Here is a 24116-nt window from a genome sequence, read left to right as displayed (position 1 = left end):
CTTTTTTCATTTAAAATAAAATTGTTTATAGATTAACATTAACTTAACATATGTGTTGGTACTTTGCACTCGACAAAAACTAATACATTATGAAAATGAAATGCTTAGCCCTAGGGCTTGCATTGTGCTCACTTTTTGTATCCTATTCTCAGGAACCCAATGCCCCTGAATTTGGGCAAGGTCTTTTTAATTTAATGGGCAAAGACAGTACCTGGAGTGCAAAGATTGCTACCAGAATGCAGTTTTTGAGCAGTACCACTTGGACGGAAAATTCAAACGGTGAATATACGGATCCAGATTTCAATGCTCTCATAAGAAGGGCCAGATTAAAATTTGATGGTTTTGTATATTCCCCCAAACTTAGCTACAAACTTGAATTGGGTTTATCCAATAGGGATATTTCTGGTGGCTCGCAATATACAAGCGACGCACCAAGATATATATTGGATGCCGTGGTCATGTGGAATTTTTATGAAAATTTTGAACTTTGGGTAGGCCAGACCAAACTTCCCGGAAATGTTGAAAGGGTTATTTCCTCGGGCAACCTTCAACTGGTAGATAGATCCCTCCTTAATGGCCAGTTTACCTTGGACAGGGATATGGGTATTCAACTTAGGCACTTGACCTACCTAACTGATACCTTTTTGGTACGGGAAATATTCTCCATTTCACAAGGCGAAGGTAGAAACGTCACCACAGGAAATCTAGGTGGACACCAATACAGCGGACGTTTGGAATTACTTCCATTTGGTGAATTTAAAGGCGGAGGCGACTACAGCGGAAGCGATTTAAAAAGGGAAAAATCCCCAAAACTAATGTTGGCGGCTACTTACAACCTTAATATTAATGCGGTAAGGACCAGGGGTAGCCAAGGAACTTATATGGAAACCGATTTCGGTTTTCACAAAACCGATATCAACACCTTGTTCCTCGATGCCGTTTTTAAATATAACGGATTTTCTTTCATGGGAGAATACGCCTATAGGGATGCTCAAGACCCCTTTGCCCGAAATATCGACGGCTCCCTGACCGGAGAGGTGGTTCAGGTGGGCCATGGATTAAATCTGCAAACCGGTTATCTTTTTAACAGCAACTGGGAGATTTCTGGGAGATACACAAATGTAGAACTGGATAAAAACATTACCGGAGAAAACCTAGAAAATCAATACACCCTGGGACTCTCCAAATATATTGTAGGCCACAAATTAAAAGTGCAAACAGATATTAGTTATCTTTCTGTTGAAAATGGCGCTGATGCATTGATGTACAGACTACAATTGGACGTACATTTTTAGTGAAAATATAACCTTAAGATAACGTTACGAACTTAGAGACTTTAGATATTTGCAAACTATTTTTATAAGATAATGGACAATCTATATTTATTAATGATAATTGCCCTTGCCTTTTTGGCAATCGCAGATTTAGTAGTCGGAGTTAGCAATGACGCCGTAAACTTTTTGAATTCCGCCATTGGCTCCAAAGCCATTTCGTTTAAGACCATTATGATCGTGGCCAGTTTAGGTATAGCCATAGGTGCCATTTTTTCCAGTGGAATGATGGAAGTGGCCCGTAAGGGAATTTTTCATCCAGGGGAATTTATGTTCGCCGAGATTATGGTCATCTTTATGGCCGTTATGATTACCGATATCCTGTTATTGGATTTTTTCAATACGGTAGGGATGCCCACCTCCACTACAGTTTCCATAGTCTTTGAACTTTTGGGTGCCTCGGTTGCCATGTCCTTTATTAAAATTGCCTCAAGCGGAGGTGATTATATCGACATCTACAACTACATAAACACCTCAAAAGCCACCGAAATTATAATGGGCATTTTGCTGTCCGTTGTAATTGCCTTTTCAGTTGGGGCCCTGGTCCAATATGTATCCCGTATCCTTCTTTCATTCGACTTTAGAAAAAAGGCTAAAGTATTTGGGGCTCTTTTCGGGGGTATAGCCTTAACTGCAATTACTTATTTCATACTTATCAAAGGATTAAAAGGCGCAACTTTTGTAAGTGACGACGTTATTGTATATATACAAAACAATACCTCCACGATTATTATTGGCAGTCTAGTTCTTTGGACCCTATTATCCTATATCATCTCGGTAGTATTAAAATACGATGTTTACAAGCTGATAATTATTGTAGGCACCTTTGCATTGGCATTGGCCTTTGCTGGTAACGATCTTGTTAATTTCATTGGTGTACCCATTGCAGCATGGCAGTCCTTCGAGGCATGGCAGGCTTCAGGTATCCCCGCAAACGAATTTAGTATGACCGTGCTTGCGGAAAAAGTTCCAACTCCAACTATTTTACTTTTTGTGGCAGGAATGGTCATGGTACTTACCCTCTGGTTTTCCAAAAAGGCACGTTATGTAACCCAAACAGAAATAAATCTGTCCAGGGAAGGTGAATCCAAGGAACGCTTTCAACCAAATTTTCTTTCAAGAGGAATAGTGCGGTCCGCAATGATGTTGTCTGCGGTAACAACCGCACTTATGCCAAAAGCCCTGCAGGAGAAAATAGATGCTAAATTTAAGAAGCCTGTTATAGCCTTATCCAAGGATAAAACTTTTGAAATGCCTGCCTTTGATATGGTAAGGGCCTCGGTAAACCTAATGGTTGCAGGGGTATTGATTTCTTTGGCAACATCCTATAAATTGCCTTTGTCTACCACTTATGTAACCTTTATGGTGGCAATGGGTTCTTCTTTGGCCGATAGGGCCTGGGGCGCCGAAAGTGCCGTTTACCGTGTTGCAGGGGTATTGAACGTAATTGGAGGTTGGTTCTTTACAGCCATCATCGCTTTTGTTTCGGCAGCGGTTATAGTGGCTCTCATCAATATTCACGTCCCCTCCATGGTAGCTATTCTATTATTGATCGCAATATTGTTACTTGTAAGAAATTACATTTCACATAACAAAAAATCCAAGGAAATTAGGGCAGAAGACAGTTTAAGAAAGGCTGAAAGCAGCTCTATCCAAGGGGTGATAGAAGAAAGTGCAGACAACATTTCCAATGTGGCAAAAAGAAGTAACAAAATTTATACACACATCATAGACGGACTTGCCAAACAGGATCTCGAGCTCTTGAAAAAGAACAAAAAAGGGGTAGGAAAGCTTTCCGATGAAATAGACGAATTAAGAGACCACATTTTCTATTTTATTAAGAATTTGGATGAGGCCAGTGTTGGGGCCAGTAATCTTTATATTAATATATTAGGGTATCTGCAGGACATGGCCCAATCCTTGGAATATCTGAACAAGATAAGCCATAAGCACATCCACAATAACCATAAAAAGTTAAAATACAATCAGATAAAAGAGTTAAAGGAAATTGATCTGGAACTACAGAAATTGCTGAGTGCCACAAAGGCTGCATTTGAAACCCGCTCTTTTGAACGCATTGGGGTAATTTTTGCCAGCAAACAAGAACTGCTGGATATGGTTTCTCAAAAAATAGAAAAACAGATCGCTAGGACACGTACTGAAGAATCCAGTCCAAAAAATACTACTTTGTACTTTACCTTTCTTTTGGAGACAAAAGATTTTATTAATGCTACCATGAACCTTTTGGAACTTTATTACAACGAGCACGATAGTACTGTAACACCTGCCAAATTGGAAGTCCAATAGGGTTCATGGCAATTACTAAGACTGCATGAGGTACTTATTGTTAATGATTTGTTTTTCCTTTGCCTCAGGAAGTTTGGGACAGGAGATATCTGGATCTGAACTTCTAGATAAGGCGATTCAATATCATGACCCCAATGACAACTGGCACTCTTTTAAAAGTGATTTTACAGTTATCATGGAATCGCCTAAAGGGGATAAAAGAATAAGCCAGCTCAACATTGACCTGCCCGCATCCACCTTTAAGTTAACCACAGATAAGGATGGGAAAACCATAGAACAGGGTATGGTTAGGGATTCATGCATCTTGAAAATTGATGGTATAGCCATAATTTCTGAAAAGGATAGGGCATCCCATAATATCTCTTGTGAACGGGCCAAAAAAATGAGGGACTACTACACCTATCTCTATGGTCTTCCTATGAAATTAAAAGATCCGGGAACCCTTGTAGACCCAATTGTTGAGACCAAAACCTTTAAGGACAAAGAATATCTTACATTAAAAATAACCTATTCCGAGGAAGTGGGAAGGGATACCTGGTATTTCTATTTTGATCCTAGCAGCTATGCCATGGAAGCTTATCAATTCTTCCATGATGAATCCAAAAATGACGGTGAATACATTGTATTATCAGGGGAAGAGATGATCAACAATGTTAAAATGCCCAAGGTCAGGGCGTGGTACTATAACAAAAACGATCAATATTTAGGAACGGATATTTTGAGTAAAACTCCCCAATGACCTATCTATAAAAATTCATTTCATCCATATATTTCCAGACTCTTTCCGGAAGCATAGGTCTTATATTTTTCCCCAATTTATGTTGCGCCCTAATAAAGGTTGAGGATATTTCCATGATTGGAGCGGCAACGTGCTGAATCTTATCATGATTTTTAAATTGATGCACTTCTTCTCCTTCAGAAATCCTTGGGTAGACATAAATGTAATGGTTTTCCAGAATTAGCTCGTAGTTCTTCCATTTATGCAGCCCCTTTAAATTATCCTCCCCCATTATCAAACAGAAATCATGTTTGTCTTCATATTTTTCCAGTAAATAAGCCAAGGTATTCACCGTATAATTGGGCTGGGGAAGATCAAACTCTATTTTGCTCGGTTTTAATTTGGGGTAATCCAAGGTAGCTTCGGCTACCAGCTGATAACGATGATGATTGTCCAGTAGGCTTTTCTTGGTTTTAAACGGACTTTGTGGTGTAACCACAAACCAGACCTCATCCAAGTCGGAAAATTCCACCATATGATTGGCAATCACCAAATGCCCAATATGAATTGGATTAAAAGTACCGAAATAAAGGCCTATTTTCTTATTCATGAGAAACTTGATTCTGCATCATTTTTCAATGAATTATTTTAATTTTAATTTGGCGGAGTAGACTTGTAGGGATTAATATCGGCCTAAATTTTATTCTTCATTTCAACGCCTATAAAATCCGCTACCAACTTATGTGCCTCGTTTAATGCAGTATCCAAATCATAATTCTTTATTACAGTATCAAATTGGGGGGCCGTAGCCAATTCAACCGAGGCCTTCGCGATCCGCATGTTTATTTTATCGTCGGATTCCGTACTGCGCTTTTTCAACCTAATTTTAAGTTCATCTACACTGGGAGGCTTTACAAAGACCGCAAGGGTTTGGTCAGGAAACTTCTTTTTTATTCGCAAGCCCCCGACCACGTCTATATCAAAAATTACGTTCTTGCCCTCGGCCCAGAGTCGGTCTACCTCACTTTTTAGAGTCCCGTAGAAATTATCCCTGTAGACTTCCTCCCATTCCAGAAAGTCATCATCCTTAATATGTTTCTTAAATTCGGACAAGGTCATAAAATAATAATGCTCGCCGTGTTTCTCCTTGCCACGCCTGGGCCTTGAGGTAGCAGAAATGGAAAAAGCCAAATTGAGTTCCGGCTGATTTAATAAGTGTTTGACTATAGTAGTTTTTCCACTGCCTGAAGGGGCAGAAAAAATAATTAGCTTTCCTCCTTTCATTATAAAACGTTAAGCATTTGTTCTTTGATCTTTTCCAATTCATCCTTCATCTGCACCACCAACTGTTGCATAGGGGCAAAATTTGCCTTGGATCCTATGGTATTGATTTCCCTTCCTATTTCCTGACTAATAAAACCCAGCTTCTTACCATTGGAGTCGTCCGATTTAAGGGTGGTGGCAAAATAATCCAGGTGATTTAGTAAACGGACTTTCTCTTCCGTGATGTCGTATTTCTCAAGATAATAGATAAGCTCTTGTTCAAATCGGTTTGTATCCAGATCGGCTTTTAAGTCCGCAACAGCCTTTTCCAGACGCTCCCTTATCGTTAGAAGTCTATCAGGGTCCATTTGTGCCACCTGTTCCAATAAACTCTTTAAAACGCTTATTCTGGCCTCAAAATCGGCTTCCAAAACCTTTCCTTCTTCCGTTCTAAAAATATTTATTTCCTTTAGCGCTTCGTCCAATGATTCTTTAATAACCTTATATTCCTCCTCATCAATGTCCTCCCTTTCCGTTTTCATGGTATCGGGCATGCGCATTGCGATTTCCAACAGACCCATTTCATTCCCGGAAACAATATGTCCCAACTGCTTCATATATTGCCTTACCACTACTTCGTTTACCTCCGAAGAGGTCTCAGCACCAGTATTTTCAATATAAAGTGAAAAATCTACCTTGCCCCTGACCAATGAGCCTGCAATAGTCCTGCGCAATTCCAATTCCTTTTCCCTGTAGGTGGAAGGTATTCTAGCGTTTAAATCGAGACTTTTGCTGTTGAGGGATTTGATTTCAATGGTAATTTTTTTAGATGGAAGTTGTATTACATGCTTCCCAAACCCTGTCATTGATTGGATCATAAATTATTTTTAAATTTTGTCAAAGGTAAATAAAATTGAGGTTTGTATTCTTCAATAGTCAAGTACAGTGCAAAGACATTCATTAAGGCTCTTAATACTTAATTGAACACTTCCCTAATCGGGTTTGCCCTCGCTATTTACTCGCCTCCCATTTTTATCAAAATTATCCGATAATTGCTGTTCGCACCAAAATATGCCTACAAAGGCAGCAACAACCAAGAAAAAACCGTAAATACCTAAGGACCAAGGGGGGGGGGGGGAAATGAAATAAGCCACCGTACCTACTATTAGCGTGGACATGCCCAAATAAAAAATCATTTTGGCTCCAATTTTGTTTCCAAAATCCCATGTCTCCTGGTTCCTCATACTTTTCCAGGTGCGATAGCCATATATAAAATTGATCCTTTTGGGTGGGAATGCCCTATAGTACCAACCAAAAATCATTAATAGTAGACCGGGAGCTGTAGCTCCAAAGAAAAAACCCCATTGCATCTAAAGCTCCCTAACCCAAATGTTCCTGTAACTTACCCTACTATTGTCCCCATGGTCCTGAAGCTTTAAAGGACCCTTACCGTGGGCCGGGTTTTTGGGCCAGCCTATATATGGGGTGGTTCCCTTAATTTCAACATTGTCCTGAACCAGTACCCCATTATGTATAACCGTTACTGTTCCCGATTTAATTTTATCCCCTTCATCATTGAACTCCGGGGCATGATAAATAATGTCATAGGTATTCCATTCCCCTGTGGGCACAGATGCCATGGCAAGCGGTACGTGCTGCTTGTAAATAGAACCCACTTGTCCGTTTACATAGGTGTCATTATCATTGTTGTCCAAGACCTGAACCTCGTACAGCCCATTTAAAAAGACCCCGCTATTACCCCTGCTTTGCCCTTTTCCCTGAACTTCTGCTGGAGATTTCCATTCCAGATGCAACTGTATACTTCCAAAATTCTGAACCGTTTGTATATCACCAGTCTTATTGTTAACGGTCATACTTCCATCATTGTTCACGATCCACTTGGCCGCCGTGCTGTCTCTTGAACTTATCCAATTATCCAAATTATCCCCGCTAAAAAGCACAATAGCATCAGAGGGAACTTTTTTTATGGGATCATGCGGATTTACTACTGGGGGCACCGGTTTATAAAATTCGGTCTCTTCCGGTTTAGTAGGTTCCGTACCGGAGTATTCACCGTGTACCACCAACACTTCATCAGTTGGTTTTGTGTCTTTTGGCTCCAACGGATCCACTTTAACTTTTTCCTTGCACGCAAATGCCAAGAACAATATTAACGGGACATAAATAGATCTCATTTTCATAGGCATATCCAATAACGATTTAGTCCAATGTTTTTATCTTAATATTTCTGAAGGACACTATGTCCCCATGATCCTGTAATCCTATTTTTCCAGTCTTATATTTTCCAAAATGCTCAGACCCCTTAAATTTAGACTTGTCGATCATAGCCTCCCATTCCTCTCCATGAACTGGAAAAGAAGCCACTTCCGTACCATTTAGGACTACATTTCCCTTGTTGGTTTTATGGTTTACTGTGATAACACAGGTATTCCATTCCCCAACAGGTTTGGTAACATCCTCACTAGGACCAACCATATCATACAAAGCCCCTGCCTGTCTTACAGGTCCATTTTTTGCGTCAGGGTGTTTTTCATTGTCCAACACTTGTATTTCCGGCCCGGAATGGTAGGCTTCAGAAAGACTTTCCACTTCCTTAACACCCCAAAAAATACCACTATTTCCGCCCTCAGAGATTTTCCAATCTATGGATAGTACAAAATTGGTAAAGTCTTCCTTGGTCACTAAATTATATTTCTCACCTTTCTTGCGCTCCTTTGGCGGGTAGTATACCATGGCTCCATCCTCTATCTTCCATGCATCCCCAACGCCATCTTCCAAATATCTTTTCCAGGCATCGAAATTGGACCCGTCAAATAACACCTGCCATTCTCCCTCAATTGAAGCTGGTGGGGGCGGGGGTGGAGTTCCTTTTTCGGAGTTGGCCAAGGGATCGGAATCCACGTCCATGTCTTTTTTATCTGTCTTCTCTTTACATCCCATAACCATGACAGCTATAAGGGCACTAAAAATTAATTTTTTCATTTCTCTTTTAATTGATTTTATAGTCCTAATATTTTCTTCAATACTGCTTTATCTATAGCTGCACCGGCAAAATCGTCAAAGGTTTTTTCAGTGGCCTCAATAATATGGTCCTGGATAAACTTGGCTCCTTCCCTAGCTCCTTGTTCCGGACTCTTTATACAGCATTCCCATTCCATTACCGCCCAAACATCACAGCCGTACTGAGTAAGTTTAGAAAAGATGGACTTAAAATCTATCTGTCCATCCCCCAGCGAACGATACCTACCTGCCCGGTCACCCCAATCATTAAAACCACCAAAGGCTCCTTTTTTGCCTGTTGGGTTAAATTCCGAATCCTTAACGTGAAAAGATTTTATGAATTCGTGGTAATGGTCTATATAAGTAATATAATCCAGCTGCTGAAGTACAAAATGACTTGGGTCGTACAAAATATTAACTCGTTTATGGTTACCGGTAGCAGCCAAGAAACGCTCAAAAGTATCCCCGTCGTGAAGATCTTCTCCAGGGTGTATTTCGTAACATACATCTACACCTTCCTTATCAAAGTGATTTAGGATGGGCAACCATCTTTTTGCCAACTCTTCGAAGCCCATTTCCACCAATCCTGCTGGTCTTTGAGGCCAAGGGTGGGCGGTATGCCATAGAAGGGAGCCCGAGAAAGTGGCATGTGCCTTTAGCCCGAGCCTACGACTCGCAGTAGCTCCTTTTTTAACAGTATCAATTGCCCACTCGGTACGGGCCTTTGGATTATTCTTCACTTTATCCGGCGCAAAATTATCAAACATAAGGTCATAGGCGGGGTTCACTGCCACCAATTGTCCTTGTAAATGTGTGGACAGCTCTGTAATTTCCAGTCCATAGGAATTTATCTTTCCCTTTAATTCATCACAGTAGGTCTGACTCTCAGCAGCTTTATCCAAATCGATAAGAAAATTTACCCAGGTAGGTATTTGTATTCCCTTATATCCTAAATCGGATGCCCATTTACACATACCATCCAATGAATTGAATGGTGCTTTTTCATCAACAAATTGTGCTAAAAATACTGCGGGCCCTTTAATTGTCTTCATTTTGATTTTTTATTAATTGTAATTGAAAATAACCTTTGTTAACATTCAGGATAAAAATCCTATATTTAATGTTTGTAGCCTATGCCTACAAATGCGAAGTTATAAATATAGGAAAAGCATCAGAATTAAAACAAGAAATATAGAATGAATCAGAGTGAAATGTTTGATGCCATTGTTGTAGGTACCGGTATTAGTGGAGGTTGGGCAGCTAAAGAACTTTGCGAGAATGGGTTAAAGACTTTGGTGCTGGAAAGAGGACCAATGGTAAAGCATATCGAGGATTATCCCACAATGAACGATGATCCATGGGATTACCCTTTAAAAGGTCAATTATCTAAATCGGATAAAGAAAAATATCACATACAAAGTAGGTTGAATTGGGCGCCAGATGAGAGCAACAAGCATTTCTTTGTAAACGATTTGGATCACCCTTATGTTCAAACCAAACGATTTGATTGGATAAGGGGATATCAGGTCGGCGGGCGTTCTCTAACATGGGGCAGACAGAGTTATCGTTGGAGTGATATTGATTTTGAAGCCAATAAAAAAGAAGGCATCAGCGTTGATTGGCCTATTAGGTATAAGGACATTTCACCATGGTATGACAAAGTTGAAGAATATATAGGGGTCAGTGGTCAAGCCCTCGGGCTAAAACAATTGCCAGATGGCAAATTTCAACCCCCCATGAAATTGAATTGTGTAGAAGAGGACTTTCAAAAATCAATCGAAGAAAAATTTGATGATGGTCGTTTGGTGACCATTGGCCGGACTGCACACATTACGGATCCAAATGCAAATTTTGAAGGTCGAGGAGTGTGCCAAAATCGAGATAGATGCTGGCGCGGCTGCCCTTTCGGAGGCTATTTTAGCAGCAATTCATCCACTTTGCCGGCCGCCGAAAGAACTGGTAATATGACGCTCAGGCCCAATTCCATTGTGTACGAAGTCATCTATGATGATAAAACAAAAAGAGCGACAGGGGTAAGAGTCATAGATGCGGAGACCAACGAAAAAATGGAGTTCAAGGCCCGTGTAATTTTTCTCTGTGCTTCAGCCATGGCTTCTGTTGGTATATTATTACAATCAAAAAGCGAACGCTTTCCCAACGGTCTCGGAAATGACTCGGATGCCTTAGGTAGAGGTATCATGGATCATCATTATAAATTAGGGGCAACTGCCAAAGTAGATGGGTATTTGGATAAATATTATAAAGGTCGCCGCGCCAATGGTTTTTATATTCCCCGATTCGTAAATATGGATGAAAAGACCAAGCGTAATGACTATGTTCGTGGATTCGGATTTCAAGGCACGGCCAGTAGAGGCGATTGGTCAGAAAATATTGGGGAGTTGGGATTCGGTAAAGAACTCAAAGAAAGTATTCTAAAGCCCGGTCATTGGACTATCGGTGTTACCGGATTTGGAGAATTCCTGCCATATGACGACAACAGGGTTACATTAAGCCCTACTGAAAAAGATAAATGGGGGCTTCCACAATTGGCCTTTGACGTTGAGTTCAAGGAAAACGAGATGAATATGCGCAAGGATATCATAAAAGTTATTATAGAAATGTTTGAAGCGGCAGGATTTAAGGATGTACAATCCTATGAGGAATCTTCCTATCCAGGATTGGGAATACATGAAATGGGCGGCGCCCGTATGGGGCATGATCCCAAAACTTCAATCTTGAATAAAAATAATCAAGTGCATCTGGTTCCCAATGTATATGTCACCGATGGTGCATTTATGACCTCCTCCAATTGTGTAAATCCGTCATTGACTTATATGGCTTTTACGGCCAGGGCTGCAAATCATGCTGCCAAACAATTGAAAGACGGTAAATTTTCATAACATCATTCGAGAAATAATTAATGTATTTTACCGTTACTGTTAAATATTAGACCTAATTAGAATGGACAATGCTTCGGCTAGAAATATGTGGGGTGATTTTTTGGACGCCCACTTGGAATTTGCTTTTGAAAAAGCACCTAAAGTGATTCATTTCAGTGACAATGAAGAAGATGCGGACCACGGAGTGGATCTAGTGCTTAAAAACCTTAAGAAAGCTGCGACATTTTCCCTTTTGGGACTTCAAAACCGCAAGGAACCACTGCCTAAAATAGGAGCTTTTACAGTCCTTACCGATTGGAATGGCAATTCAAAATGTATCGTTAGGACAACTGCTGTAAAACTGAAGCCATTTTTTAGTATTACCAAAGAGTATGTACTATTGGACGGCTTAGGGGATAAAAGTCTGGAACATTGGAAAAAATTCCACTGGGATTATTTTTTACGTGAATTGGCACCTTTTAAACGTGTGCCCCGTGATAGTATGATCGTGGTCTGTGTTGAATTTGACAAGGTTTACGGATAGTCTTAAGGACTTAAACAACTTCCATAGAAAAGGGCCGCAATTGCGGCCCTTTTTATTACACTATATCCTGTGTTATTTTAAATTGATCCAAACATTGCCCTTTTTGTTGGACTCAACTGTGCTCTCTATAAAATCGAGCCCACGAACACCATCCATCATGGTAGGGAATTCCCCATCGTTATATTTCTCTCCGCGAATGGCCCTTGCAACACCCAAATAAATATTGGCCATAGAATCAAAAATACCTTCGGGATGTCCTGGAGGCAATTTAGTTCCATTTAGGGACAACTTGGAATTATAGGCATGGCCCGGCTTATACACCTGAAGCGGTTTGTCATCGCTAAGCACATAAAGGTAATTGGGATTTTCCTGCTCCCATCTTAGTCCGCCCTTCTCGCCATAAATGGCAATTGACAATCCGTTCTCCTCTCCGGTAGCAACCTGACTTGAACGAATAACCCCTTTCACGTGTTTGTCCATACGGATCAATACCGTACCGTCTACATCCATTTGGTTATCCTCGTACAAATAGTTGAAATCTGCCAAAATTGATTTTATGGTCAATCCCGTAGTATATTCGATCATATTAAAGGCGTGCACCCCTATATCTCCCATACAGGAACTGATACCGGCCTTTTTAGGATCCAATCTCCAAACGGTTGAACGTTTGGCCTTGTCATGGATAATGGAGTTGATCCACCCTTGATAATACTGTGCATCCACCTTATGTATTTTCCCAATAGCACCTGCCTTAATCATTTCCCTCATTTGCCTTACCATAGGATATCCCGTATATGTATGGGTAACCGCAAAAACGGTCTTGGCCTTTTCCAAGGTAGCCTGCAATATTTTAGCCTCCTCGTAGGTGGTGGTCATGGGCTTTTCACAAATTACGTGAAACCCATTTTCCAACAACTTTTTTGCCATAGGAAAATGCAAAAAGTTTGGGGTAAGCACAGAACATACCTGTATACGTTCTGTCTTTGGAAGTTTCAATTCCTCTTCCACCAAGGTATCAAAATCCTTATAGATCCTATTGGTAGGAACATCTATTTCCTTGGCAAAAGCAACATTTGCCTCAAAATCTGGGTTGAAAACTGCACCAACAATTTCGTAATTATCATTAATCTGCGATGCCACTCTGTGCAACACCCCTATAAGGGAGTCTCCTCCACCTCCTAAAATTCCTAATCTAATTTTCTTGCTCATAATTTATTTATTCCTAAGTTACTCTTTATACTCTACTTCTTCGCTTTTAAAAAATATTGCAAACAGCACCATTGCCCCTAAAGCAAAAATAGCAGGAAATGTCCAAATATCTTTCCAGCTGTGTACACCTTCGCCAATTATATAACTATCCGTTATTTTTCCGGCCACCCAAAACCCGATCAACATTCCAACACCATAGGTGGCCAAGGTTATCAACCCCTGGGCCGCACTTTTAAATTTGTCCCCTGCCTTTGAATCCGTATAAATCTGTCCGGAAACAAAGAAAAAATCATAACAAATACCGTGTAGCGCAATCCCCAATATTAGCATAAAGGCCAAATCTCCGGCATTTCCGTAAGCAAATAGGAAATATCGAATGGTCCAAGCCAACATACCGAAAATCAAGGTGTTTTTAAATCCAAATTTCTTAAAGAAATATGGCAACAACAACATAAACAAAACTTCCGAACCCTGGCCAATGGTCATTTTACCTGTGGGATTTTCCATTCCGATCTCTGACAAAAAAGGATTGGCATTCTGGTAATAAAAGGCTAATGGAATGCAAATTAAAATAGATGAGAGAAAGAAAATAAGGAAATTCCTATCCTTTAAGAGTTTTAGGGCATCCAACCCCAAAATGTCTGAAATGGATACCTTTTCATCCGTTTTAACCTTGGGAGGTGTTTTGGGCAAAGTAAAACTAAAAATCCCCATAACAGCTGATGCAATAGCCACCATTAAAAAAGTATTTTTCAAAAGGCCTTGTTCCCTTGAGCTTTCGGAATCCCATAGGAACACAAAACTAATTATTAGTCCGGCCACTATCCAACCAATAGTACCAAAAACCCTCACAAAAGAAAACTCCTTAGCAGGATTTTTCATTTGGCTAAAGGAGATTGAATTCACCAAGGCCAAAGTTGGCATATAGAGAATCATGTATCCAAGTACATAGGGGTAGAAACCAGCAAAGTCAACGGCCATATACATTTGATACATCATAACCGCACCCAAAAGATGAAGTACTCCCAAAATGCGCTCCGCGTTGAAATATCTGTCCGCTATTAAACCTATTATAAACGGTGCAATTATGGCTCCCCAGGATTGGGTTGAATATGCCATTGCCGATTCTGCCCCCGTGGCTTTGAGATTCTGTCCCAAAAAAGTGCCTAGTGTTACAAACCAACCTCCCCAAATAAAAAATTCGAGGAACATCATAAAGGACAACTGAACTTTGGTCTTTATATTCACGGTCTAGCAGGTGTGTTTATCGCTTATAAGTTGCATAATCAAAAACCAGGGGTTCAATGGAGTTGTTTCTAAAATCAACTGAAATCTGGGCTCTGTGATGGGTTGAATGGTTAATGATATGAAATAACATATCCTGAATAGTATTGGTAAACAACCTTCCCTGGGTATTCTCGTAATCCAAGCGCTTTTCAAAACTATCCACATTGGTGATTATTTCAAAAGAGCTTCTTTGATTTTCATAATGCAAGTCGCCCCAATCTTTTAACGATTGTAACTGAAATACACCGTATTCCACTTTTTTACCAAGAATTCTGGCATTCCATATATGGTGCGCATTTAGTATATGACTGAAGAGCTCAGTAGTCCTTTCTGGAACATTCTCCAGCTTTTGGCACTCTTCAATCAATTTCTTATTGCAGTAAAAGTTATAATCGAACAGCTGATTGAAAAAAGCCTTCATAAAATATAATGCTAATTAAGTTCCTTACCAGCTTTTATCAATAAATCCCTAGTAGCAATTATTCCTTGCTCCTCACTCAAAATACTACCTTCGTATTCCACACCTATGAAGCCGGTATAACCAGCATCCTTAACTATTTTGAGTATTCTGGGATAATCCAATTTAGTTTCATTGCCCTCTGCATCAAAATCGTGGGATTTAGCACTTACCGCCTTGGCATATGGCATTAATTCCGCTATGCCTTTATAATTGTCGTATTCCTCGGCACAGCCATCCTTGGATCTGGTAATACAGAAATTTCCAAAATCAGGAAGGCTTCCACAATTATCCATATTTACAGCTTTCATCACTTCTGCATGTAATACACCGTTGGAAGACAATCCCCCATGGTTTTCGACCAAAACATTAATGTTCTTGCCTTTGGCATAAGTTGCCAACTTGGTAAGTCCGTCCACAGCATTCACTTTCCATTCCTCGGGTACACTACTTCCGTTCAGGTTTACCCGAATTGCATGGCATCCCATTGCCGCAGCAGCGTCTACCCAACGCTTGTGCTTTTCTACAGTTTCATTTCTCTCTTTCTCATCACTTACGGCCAAATTCCCTTGGCCGTCGATCATAATCAACACATTTTCTAACCCATACTTTTTTGCTTCCGCATTTGATTTCTCAACAAAAGCAGCCATTGCCTCCTCCGAATAGTTGGCCTTTTCCAACTCCGGGTTATATAATTGACTTACATACTCCAGTCCAGTAAATCCCCACTTCTTGGCCTTTTCCGCAAATGTATAGGGATCAACTCCATCTTCACGTATCATTTTATGAATGGACCATTGGGCCAATGACAATTTAAAAAAAGGTTCCTTGGCTTTCATGGTTGCTTCAGCGGTATCCACATCTTTGGGCTGCTCCTTAGGGGCTTCTTTACAAGACAGCACACCCATTAACAAGGCAACCAAAACCACCTTGATCCCTTTGGTTTTTAAATTTTTTTGATTCATTTTTAAGTTTTGAGATTAAATCCAAGAATTAACAATTACTATAACGTTATAGTGTCATAGTATTAATATATATAGGGTTTAAATGTAAAAAATTAATTTTATATTTAATATATTTATTAAATAAACAATTTCATAAATGAGCAAGTTCAATAACAATGAAGTGCAGGATTCTTATGATGCAATTGTCGTAGGTACCGGCATTAGCGGAGGATGGGCCGCCAAAGAATTATGTGAAAAAGGACTCAAAACCCTAGTTCTGGAACGTGGAAGAATGGTAAAACACATCGAAGACTACGAGACGGCCAATCTAGATCCTTGGGATTTACCGAATGCTGGTGAACCTACTAGGGAAGATATTGAAAAACAGCCTAAACAGAATAGAACGGGATATACTACCAATGCGGCAAGCAAAATGTGGTTTGTTAATGATCTGGAACATCCATATAATGAAATAAGAAGATTTGATTGGATGAGAGGTTACCATTTAGGTGGGCGTTCCCTAACATGGGGACGACAAAGTTATCGTTGGAGCGACATCGATTTTACGGCTAACCTAAAGGATGGAATTGCAGTTGATTGGCCGGTGCGCTATAAGGATATTGCCCCATGGTATTCAAAAGTGGAAGATTTTATCGGCGTTAGTGGGGAGGCACTCAACTTACCGCAATTGCCCGATAGCGATTTTCTACCGGCCATGGAAATGAATTGTGTAGAAGAACATTTTAAGAACAAAGTGACTGAAGGCTTTGACGACCGTGCCGTTACCATAGGCCGGGTTGCCCATATTACGGGGACCAAAAATTTTGACGGACGTACCAAATGTCAATACAGAAATAGATGTATCAGGGGATGTCCTTTTGGAGGCTATTTTAGTAGTTTATCATCTACCCTCCCCGCTGCGGAAGCAACAGGAAATATGACGTTGCGTACGGACTCCATTGTACATGAAGTAATGTACGATCCCAATACCAAGAAGGCTACTGGGGTAAAGGTTATAGACAGGTTGACCAAGGAAACACATGAATTTAAAGCAAAGGTAATTTTCTTGTGTGCCTCGGCCATAGCGTCGACCTCTATTCTAATGCAATCCAAATCTGATAGGTTCCCAAATGGGATGGGCAACGACTCCGATCAATTGGGACGTAATATTATGGACCACCATCTTGGAGTTGGTGCTTCCGGTAAATTTGATGGTTACGAAGACAAATATTACAAAGGCCGAAGACCTAATGGAATATATATTCCAAGATTTAGGAACCTAGGTGGTGCTTCCGATAGAAAAGATTACAAGCGTGGCTTTGGTTATCAGGGTGGAGCCAGCAGAGGCAATTGGGAAGAAACGGTTGCAGAGCTCTCTTACGGAAAAGAATTTAAGGAAAATATACTTAAACCAGGAGGTTGGAGAATGGGAATTGGTGGTTTTGGGGAAGTACTCCCTTACGAAGATAACAGAATGACCTTGGATTACGACAAATTGGATGGTTGGGGATTACCCACGGTAACCTTTGACGCCGATTTGCAGGAAAACGAATTCAACATGCGTAAGGACATGCAGGAATCTGCTGTAGAAATGTTGGAAAAAGCTGGATTGCGCGATGTTAAAGGACATGATGGCCCAACCGGTTTAGGACTGGGCATACACGAAATGGGTACGGCCAGAATGGGACGCAACAGAAAAACCTCCGTACTCAACGGCAACAATCAATTACACGATGTACCCAATGTTTATGTTACCGATGGGGCATTTATGACTTCGGCCAGTTGTGTTAACCCATCATTGACTTACATGGCCTTCACTGCCAGGGCCGCCGACCATGCGGTAAAAGAACTTAAAAAAGGAAATATATAATGGATAGAAGAAAAGCACTAAAGAATATGGGGCTGGCATTAGGATACACTGTAGCCACCCCAACCTTGATCAGCATCGTCCAAAGTTGCAAAAAAGACGCTGCAATTGTATGGACTCCGGATTTTTTAACATCTGCCGAAGGATCTGTTCTAACACATTTGGTTGATATTATAATACCCAAGACAGATACGCCATCAGCGTCCGAAGTTCAGGTCCATATCTTTATTGACCGTTTTGCAGATCAGGTTATGGAAAAAGAACAACAGGATCTTTTAAAGATGACCATGGGGAAATTTACGGACAAGGCCTTGCAGGATTCTGGTAAAAAGGAAATTGCAGACCTGACCCCCGAAGATTTGGAACCGGTCCTTGCCAGTGCCCTTAAAATTTCCAAAGCGGATCAAGCCAAAAACTTTAAGGTAATAAATTCATATACTGAAGCCGTTAAGACTGGTCAAACAGCCACCTTGGATGATGATGTGTCAAGATTTGCCTTCGCCAATAATTTAAGAGGTCTGGCAATCTGGGGCTATAAATCATCCGAGTTTGTAGGAGAAAATGTATTGCCCTATTTGCCAGTACCAGGTGAATTTATCGCCTGCGGAGACCTTCAGGAATTGACCGGGGGAAAAGTTTGGTCCCTATAAATAATTACAGTTATCAAAAATCTGAGAAAAAGCTAAAAGGACTGTGATAGCCAAAGGCATTTCGGTTCTTTTAGCATTGTTTTATTAAAATATTCCAACCATATCCAAAAAATGAAAAGAAGAGATTTTATACAAAAAACTGCCCTAACCAGCGGTGCGGTTACCTTAGGAGGTTCTTTAGCCTATGGGGCCAACACTAACATAGATACGAAACATACGTTCAACTTAAAATACGCCCCTCATTTTGGAATGTTCAAAAATCTTGCAGGCGAAGATCTTATTGACCAGATAAACTTCATGGCCGACCAAGGGTTTACGGCCTTTGAAGATAACGGGATGATGGGAAGGGATGTGGCAACCCAAACCAAAATTGGCGAAACCTTGGCTAAACGTGGTATGACCATGGGTGTTTTTGTGATAGACAAGGGAGGCAACATGGCCAACACCTTAGCTGCAGGTAAACAGGAGTACATTGATATCTTTTTGGACGGATGTAAGAGAGCCGTAGAGGTGGCCAAACGTGTCAATGCCAAATGGATGACCGTAGTGCCCGGTGGGTTCGAAAGGAAGCTGCCTATCGGTATTCAGGATGGCAATGTTATTGAAGCTTTAAAAAGGGGAGCAGAAATTTTGGAACCCCACGGTTTGGTAATGGTACTTGAACCCTTATCCGACTCTCCCGATCTGTATTTGCAAAATTCCGATCAGACCTATATGATCTGTAAAGGCGTGGACAGTCCATCCTGCAAAATATTGTTCGACATCTACCATATGCAGAAAACCGAAGGGCATTTAATCCACAATATGGAACTTACATGGGATGAGATCGACTATATACAAATAGGGGACAATCCAGGCAGAAAAGAGCCAACTACGGGAGAAATTAATTACAAAAATGTATTCAAGTATATACACAGTAAAGGATTTAAAGGCGTTCTGGGCATGGAACACGGTAATTCCAGACCGGACAAAGAAGGTGAAATGGCCGTAATAAATGCCTATAAATCAGAAGACAATTTTTTATAGTCGAAATTCCTTTTAAGGCTTTAATGCCGCTAATTTAACGTTGCATTTAGAAAGTTTCCATCTTGTTTCCCCGTCAAAGAAACAAGATGGAACTTTATTTTTACACCATAGCGATTTACTTGATACTATTCGTCCTAGGTCGAATAATATATCATCATCATTTTAAAAAATGAAAATGGTATATCATGTTATATTCTTCTTTTTGAGATAATTATAGTCCATTTTTAAATTTCCATCGTATATAATTACAAGGCATTTAATACGGGGCAAAATGGATAATTACATCACAATTCTAGCAATTTATTGTATAGCGTTCCTATGTGCGTTTATACTAAAACCTTATATCTCCAATAGATAGGAATATCTTAATCTATATTAATTGGGAGGAGTCATTCTCTATATTTCCCTTTTCCTATAAACAAAAAAATCCCCGAAGAGTTCTTCGGGGATTTTTTTGTTTCTCAACTAGGCTCTATAAGCCATTTAGGAGCCGCACATTAAGCAATCGTCATCAGCCTGACCCTCCTTTGCCTTAGAGATCAATTCCTTCATCTCATCGGCCGTCATAGGCTGGACATCCACCTCCTGTGGATTGGCGGAAGTAGCTTCCACCTTAATGGTCTTGGCAACAGCAGGCGCTACTACCGTAGTTTCTACTTCTGCAACCTCAGGTACTTCCTGCTTCTTGCTGTTATCCAAAGTAAATTTAATGGCATCTGCCGCCGCTTTGGTCCTTAAATAATACATTCCTGTTTTAAGTCCACTCTTCCAGGCATAGAAATGCATTGAAGTCAGTTTTGAATAATTTGCATTTTCCATAAACAAGTTAAGGGACTGACTCTGGTCTATGAAATATCCACGTTGTCTGGACATGTCTATAATATCCTTCATACTCAATTCCCAAACCGTTTTGTACAGCTCCTTAATCTCGGCAGGAATATTTTCAATATGCTGAACGGAACCATTGGCACGCATCAATTCCTGCTTCATATTTTCGTTCCAAAGTCCAAGATTCACCAGATCTTCCAATAGGTGCTTATTCACTACAATAAACTCCCCGGACAAAACCCTACGGGTATATATATTGGAAGTATATGGTTCAAAGCACTCATTGTTCCCCAATATTTGCGAGGTGGAAGCTGTAGGCATTGGAGCTACCAATAAGGAATTGCGAACTCCGCACTTTTTCACTTCTTTGCGCAATTTTGCCCAATCCCATCTACCGGACAACTCTTCATCCTTAACACCCCACAAATTGTGCTGGAATTCTCCTCTGGATATTGGCGAACCTTCATAGGAAGAGTAAGCGCCTTCCTCTTTTGCCATTTCCATGGAAGCGGTAACAGCAGCAAAATAAAGAGTCTCAAAAATCTCTTGGTTCAATTCCTTGGCCGCGTCACTGGTAAAAGGCAATCTCAACATTATAAAGGCATCTGCCAATCCTTGAACCCCCAAGCCAACAGGCCTATGGCGCATATTGGAATTTTCGGCCTCCTTGATCGGATAATAATTCCTATCTATAACCTTATTTAAATTTTTGGTGACGCGTTTTGTAACCCTAAACAACTCCTTGTGATCAAACTCCCCATTCTTAATAAACATCGGAAGCGCAATTGAAGCTAAATTACAAACTGCCACCTCATCAGGCGAGGTATATTCCATTATTTCAGTACAAAGGTTGGACGAGCGAATAGTACCCAAATTCTGTTGGTTACTTTTCCTGTTCGCGGCATCCTTGTAAAGCATGTACGGAGTACCTGTCTCTATTTGGGATTCTAAAATTTTCTCCCAAAGCTCTCTGGCCTTAACCGTTTTACGCCCTTTGTTTTCTGCTTCATATTTGAAATACAACTTCTCAAATTCCTCACTATGATGGTTAAAAAGTCCAGGACATTCGTTAGGGCACATTAGGGTCCAATTTTCATTAGCCTCTACCCTTTTCATAAATAAATCCGGAATCCACATGGCATAAAAAAGGTCTCTGGCCCTCATTTCTTCCTTTCCGTGATTTTTCTTCAAGTCCAGGAAATCATATATGTCCGCATGCCATGGTTCCACATAGATTGCAAAACTACCTTTACGCTTTCCTCCGCCCTGATCTACGTACCTTGCGGTATCGTTAAAAACCTGCAACATGGGTACAATACCATTGGAAGTACCATTGGTACCGGCAATATAAGAACCTGTGGCCCGTACATTGTGTATGGAAAGACCTATTCCCCCAGCGGATTGCGAAATTTTTGCAGTTTGTTTTAGCGTATCATAAATACCATCAATACTATCGTCCTTCATTGCCAAAAGGAAACAGGAGGACATTTGTGGTTTTGGGGTCCCTGAATTAAACAAGGTAGGTGTAGCGTGGGTAAAGAATTTTTTGGACATCAACTCATAGGTCTCCAAGGCCGAATCCAAATCGTTCAAATGAATCCCTATGGACACCCTCATAAGCATATGCTGTGGTCTTTCGGCAATCTTTCCATTAAGTTTCAAAAGATAGGAACGTTCCAAAGTCTTAAATCCGAAATAATCGTAGCCAAAATCCCGGTTATAAATAATGGTAGAGTCCAACCTATCCGCATTCGCGGCAACAACCTCATAAACCTCATCGGATAGTAAAGGTGCTTTTTTTCCTGTTCTAGGATTTACATATTCATAAAGATCCTTCATCGTTTCCGAAAAAGATTTCTTAGTGTTCTTATGTAGGTTGGAAACGGAAATACGGGCCGCCAATTTTGCATAATCTGGATGGGAGGTAGTCATTGTAGCCGCAATCTCCGCAGCTAGATTGTCCAGCTCCGAAGTAGTTACCCCGTCATATAGCCCTTCAATTACCCGCATGGCAACCTTTAATGGGTCCACCAGGTCATTAAGGCCATAACACAATTTTCTTACTCTAGCCGTGATCTTATCGAACATCATCAGCTCTTTTCTTCCGTCTCTTTTTACTACATACATGTTGCTACAATTTTTTTAAATGATACTTAATTATGGGTTATGGCCCAATATGTTAAAAACGTTAACATATCAAATTAATCGCATAAAAATCCCCTTATAACCCAAAGGGGATTTCTACTATACTACTACTTCTCAAAAATCCGCGTCGAAACTGATTTTCTGCGAATCGTCGTCCTTATCCTTGTTGTTCGATACCCCGGCCTTTTGATATTCAGCCACTCTTTTTTCAAAGAAATTGGTTTTACCCTGTAGGGAAATCATGTCCATAAAGTCGAACGGATTGGTTGAATTGTAAACTTTGTCACATTCCAACTCCACCAACAAACGGTCCGTTACAAACTCTAAGTATTGAGTCATCAACTTTGAATTCATCCCTATTAAGCTAGCTGGAAGTGATTCTGTAATGAATTCCCTTTCTATGTTCAAGGCATCCACTAAAATTTCAGTAATTCGAGCTTTGGGGACCTTGTTTACAAGATGTTTGTTGTGTAGATGAACTGCATAATCACAGTGCATCCCCTCATCCCTGGATATAAGTTCATTGGAAAAAGTAAGTCCGGGCATCAACCCTCTTTTCTTAAGCCAAAATATAGAACAAAATGCACCAGAGAAGAAAATACCTTCCACTGCCGCAAAGGCAATTAGGCGTTCCGCAAAACTTGGAGACTCTATCCACTTCAAAGCCCAATCCGCCTTTTTCTTTATTGCCGGAAAGTTCTCTATAGCATTAAAAAGCAAATCTTTTTCCTTTTCATCCTTTACGTATGTATCGATCAAGAGAGAATAGGTTTCCGAATGAATATTTTCCATCATTATCTGAAAACCGTAGAAGAACTTTGCCTCGGCATATTGAACTTCACTTACGAAATTCTCTGCTAGATTTTCATTCACAATACCATCGGAAGCAGCAAAGAACGCTAGAATATGTTTTATGAAATAACGCTCATCACTATTCAGCTTGTTGGTCCAATCATTAAGATCCGTATGCAGGTCAATCTCTTCAGCAGTCCAAAAACTAGCCTCACACTTTTTGTACCAATCCCACAAATCATGGTGTTTGATAGGGAAAATAACAAATCGGTTAAGGTTTTCTTTCAGAATCGGCTCTATAGCTGCTGACATATCTTTTTTAGATTTATAGGGTTTCTTAAACTTAGGCGAAAATTTGCCCTCGATAGGAGATAACAAAGATTGCAAAATACGCCCAATAACTAAAGCCCATTATTCATTATTAACCACAAAGTTTTTAACACAAAATGTTGAAATGTTACTTCGCTAGTGATGTTCATTACCTTTGTAGTACCAAGCAAAATGAAAAAAAGACGAACGGTTTTCTCGAAAATATTAACCCAAAAAAATAAACCAAAAAGTATATAAAAAACATACTCTTTGGTTTATACACGTCATTACCAAAAACCAACCATTGGTTTGTATGGTCATATCCGAAATTGCCTTTTGCCTATTTTAATTTAAGTTTAAAAAATTAGAGAGATAATGCGGCCAAGATCATAAATACCGAAATGGCAATCATTGCTAAAAAAACTAAGCTTACGGCTTTAATGTTTGAAGTTGTCATAATTGTGGAGTTTGAGTTAATATAGTATTTTAATATTTCTCACAAGGTTTTATCCAAATGGAAATGATATTGTTTAACATGA

21 protein-coding genes are annotated in these 24116 nt (G+C 40.1%); 8 read left to right on the top strand and 13 right to left on the bottom strand.

Annotation, left to right across the window (positions count from 1 at the left end; genetic code table 11):
- Positions 1-89: 89 nt before the first annotated feature.
- The 3 genes from LV92_RS07150 to LV92_RS07140 all read left to right on the top strand — a co-directional run bounded on the left by LV92_RS07150 (position 90) and on the right by LV92_RS07140 (position 4377).
- A complete protein-coding gene (locus LV92_RS07150) occupies positions 90-1295 on the top strand; it encodes a porin (RefSeq protein ID WP_111622933.1) in 1206 nt (401 codons plus the stop codon).
- A 72-nt stretch (positions 1296-1367) separates the two neighbouring features.
- Entirely contained in the window at positions 1368-3638 is a 2271-nt protein-coding gene (locus LV92_RS07145; protein ID WP_111622932.1) for an inorganic phosphate transporter, read from the top strand.
- Between the two features lie 25 nt (positions 3639-3663).
- Positions 3664-4377 (top strand): DUF6503 family protein, encoded by a 714-nt coding sequence (locus tag LV92_RS07140; protein WP_111622931.1) that lies wholly within the window; start codon positions 3664-3666, stop codon positions 4375-4377.
- A gap of 1 nt (position 4378) precedes the next feature.
- Here LV92_RS07140 and nadD read toward each other — a convergent pair whose 3' ends face one another.
- From nadD to LV92_RS07105, 7 genes are all read right to left on the bottom strand, one after another.
- A complete protein-coding gene (gene nadD, locus LV92_RS07135; protein ID WP_111622930.1) occupies positions 4379-4966 on the bottom strand; it encodes a nicotinate (nicotinamide) nucleotide adenylyltransferase in 588 nt (195 codons plus the stop codon).
- Positions 4967-5049: 83 nt separating this feature from the next.
- Positions 5050-5640 carry a guanylate kinase gene (gmk, locus tag LV92_RS07130; protein ID WP_111622929.1) on the bottom strand — a complete coding sequence of 197 codons (591 nt, stop codon included), beginning with the start codon at positions 5638-5640 and terminating at the stop codon, positions 5050-5052.
- Entirely contained in the window at positions 5640-6497 is an 858-nt protein-coding gene (locus LV92_RS07125) for a YicC/YloC family endoribonuclease (protein WP_111622928.1), read from the bottom strand. The genes gmk and LV92_RS07125 overlap by 1 nt, the downstream gene beginning before the upstream one ends.
- Before the next feature lie 114 nt (positions 6498-6611).
- A complete protein-coding gene (locus LV92_RS07120; RefSeq protein WP_111622927.1) occupies positions 6612-6989 on the bottom strand; it encodes an SdpI family protein in 378 nt (125 codons plus the stop codon).
- Positions 6990-7826, bottom strand: a complete 837-nt coding sequence (locus LV92_RS07115; protein WP_245946287.1) for a 3-keto-disaccharide hydrolase — start codon at positions 7824-7826, stop codon at positions 6990-6992.
- A 13-nt stretch (positions 7827-7839) separates the two neighbouring features.
- On the bottom strand, positions 7840-8622 hold the full coding sequence (locus LV92_RS07110) for a 3-keto-disaccharide hydrolase (protein WP_111622925.1): 783 nt from the start codon (positions 8620-8622) through the stop codon (positions 7840-7842).
- A gap of 17 nt (positions 8623-8639) precedes the next feature.
- Positions 8640-9692, bottom strand: a complete 1053-nt coding sequence (locus tag LV92_RS07105; protein WP_111622924.1) for a sugar phosphate isomerase/epimerase family protein — start codon at positions 9690-9692, stop codon at positions 8640-8642.
- Positions 9693-9836: 144 nt separating this feature from the next.
- Between LV92_RS07105 and LV92_RS07100 the strand changes: the two genes are divergently transcribed.
- Both LV92_RS07100 and LV92_RS07095 read left to right on the top strand, forming a co-directional pair.
- The gene (locus tag LV92_RS07100; protein WP_111622923.1) at positions 9837-11540 is read left to right on the top strand and encodes a GMC oxidoreductase; all 1704 of its coding nucleotides are present in this window, start codon (positions 9837-9839) and stop codon (positions 11538-11540) included.
- Positions 11541-11601: 61 nt separating this feature from the next.
- The gene (locus LV92_RS07095; protein ID WP_111622922.1) at positions 11602-12063 is read left to right on the top strand and encodes an ASCH domain-containing protein; all 462 of its coding nucleotides are present in this window, start codon (positions 11602-11604) and stop codon (positions 12061-12063) included.
- Between the two features lie 72 nt (positions 12064-12135).
- Here the strand turns inward: LV92_RS07095 and LV92_RS07090 are convergent, their stop codons facing one another.
- The 4 genes from LV92_RS07090 to LV92_RS07075 are packed head-to-tail and all read right to left on the bottom strand — an operon-like array spanning position 12136 to position 15981.
- Positions 12136-13272, bottom strand: a complete 1137-nt coding sequence (locus LV92_RS07090) for a Gfo/Idh/MocA family protein (RefSeq protein WP_111622921.1) — start codon at positions 13270-13272, stop codon at positions 12136-12138.
- Positions 13273-13290: 18 nt separating this feature from the next.
- The gene (locus LV92_RS07085; protein WP_111622920.1) at positions 13291-14520 is read right to left on the bottom strand and encodes a nucleoside permease; all 1230 of its coding nucleotides are present in this window, start codon (positions 14518-14520) and stop codon (positions 13291-13293) included.
- Positions 14521-14536: 16 nt separating this feature from the next.
- Positions 14537-14980, bottom strand: coding sequence for a DinB family protein (locus LV92_RS07080; protein ID WP_111622919.1), 444 nt, complete (start codon positions 14978-14980; stop codon positions 14537-14539).
- An 11-nt stretch (positions 14981-14991) separates the two neighbouring features.
- A complete protein-coding gene (locus LV92_RS07075) occupies positions 14992-15981 on the bottom strand; it encodes a sugar phosphate isomerase/epimerase family protein (protein WP_111622918.1) in 990 nt (329 codons plus the stop codon).
- A 136-nt stretch (positions 15982-16117) separates the two neighbouring features.
- On the opposite strand from LV92_RS07075, the gene LV92_RS07070 reads away from it, so the two are divergent.
- The 3 genes from LV92_RS07070 (at position 16118) to LV92_RS07060 (ending at position 19503) form a co-directional block, all read left to right on the top strand.
- Positions 16118-17830: a GMC oxidoreductase gene (locus LV92_RS07070; RefSeq protein ID WP_111622917.1), complete on the top strand. Its 1713-nt coding sequence runs from the start codon at positions 16118-16120 to the stop codon at positions 17828-17830.
- Complete coding sequence (locus LV92_RS07065) at positions 17830-18477, top strand: gluconate 2-dehydrogenase subunit 3 family protein (protein WP_111622916.1); 648 nt, start codon at positions 17830-17832, stop codon at positions 18475-18477. The genes LV92_RS07070 and LV92_RS07065 overlap by 1 nt, the downstream gene beginning before the upstream one ends.
- A gap of 111 nt (positions 18478-18588) precedes the next feature.
- Positions 18589-19503, top strand: coding sequence for a hydroxypyruvate isomerase family protein (locus tag LV92_RS07060; protein ID WP_111622915.1), 915 nt, complete (start codon positions 18589-18591; stop codon positions 19501-19503).
- 483 nt (positions 19504-19986) lie between these two features.
- Here the strand turns inward: LV92_RS07060 and LV92_RS07055 are convergent, their stop codons facing one another.
- On the bottom strand, positions 19987-22458 hold the full coding sequence (locus tag LV92_RS07055; protein WP_111622914.1) for a ribonucleoside-diphosphate reductase subunit alpha: 2472 nt from the start codon (positions 22456-22458) through the stop codon (positions 19987-19989).
- Between the two features lie 132 nt (positions 22459-22590).
- Complete coding sequence (locus tag LV92_RS07050; RefSeq protein WP_111622995.1) at positions 22591-23580, bottom strand: ribonucleotide-diphosphate reductase subunit beta; 990 nt, start codon at positions 23578-23580, stop codon at positions 22591-22593.
- Positions 23581-24116: the final 536 nt, after the last annotated feature.

Origin of the sequence: Arenibacter echinorum (assembly GCF_003259375.1) — a bacterium.
GTDB classification, from domain to species: domain Bacteria; phylum Bacteroidota; class Bacteroidia; order Flavobacteriales; family Flavobacteriaceae; genus Arenibacter; species Arenibacter echinorum.
Note: the sequence above shows the minus strand (reverse complement) of the source record. Positions and strands in the feature narration are given on the sequence as shown.